The sequence below is a fragment of the Candidatus Chloroploca asiatica genome (assembly GCF_002532075.1).
GTDB lineage: Bacteria > Chloroflexota > Chloroflexia > Chloroflexales > Chloroflexaceae > Chloroploca > Chloroploca asiatica.
The window spans coordinates 1-500 of record NZ_LYXE01000150.1 but is presented as its reverse complement, the minus strand read 5'-3'; the positions used below and the strand labels follow the sequence as shown (position 1 = coordinate 500).

Annotated in this window: 1 protein-coding gene; it reads right to left on the bottom strand. The window is 64.8% G+C overall.

What is annotated here, in order from left to right; translation table 11 throughout:
* On the bottom strand, nucleotides 1-500 hold a 500-nt coding region (locus A9Q02_RS18225; RefSeq protein ID WP_141509024.1), incomplete at both ends, for a DDE-type integrase/transposase/recombinase.

Below are 500 nucleotides of genomic sequence, written 5' to 3'. Positions count from 1 at the left end.
GTCGGACGGCTGTGGGATTGGGCCACCCCAAGATCCCGCAGCAGGTCACCCAAGGTCTTGGAGGTCATCGGCGCACCCCGGTCGGCATGCAAGGTCAACTGCGTGGGCTGCACGCCTTCCCGGTGGTAGGCTTCCGCAACCATCGCTTCAGCGAGCACCGCATCCTCGCGCCCTTCCACCCGCCAGCCGACGGCTTTGCGCGAGAAAATGTCGAGGATGACGTACAGGCTGTACCAGATGCCCGCCGTCGGGCCGCGGAGCTTGGTGATGTCCCATGACCAGACCTGGCACGGACCGGTGGCCAGCAACTCAGGGGCGGCGTAGACGGGACGGCGACGGTGATTGCGTCGCTCACGAGTGGCCGCATCCCGCTTCAGGATGCGGTACATCGTGCGCCAGGAGCAATGGATGACCCCTTCGTCGAGGAGGGTGGCGTAGATGGTGCGAGGGGCACAATCGATGAAGCGTTCGCTGTTGAGCAGGTCACGGATCACCTGTTC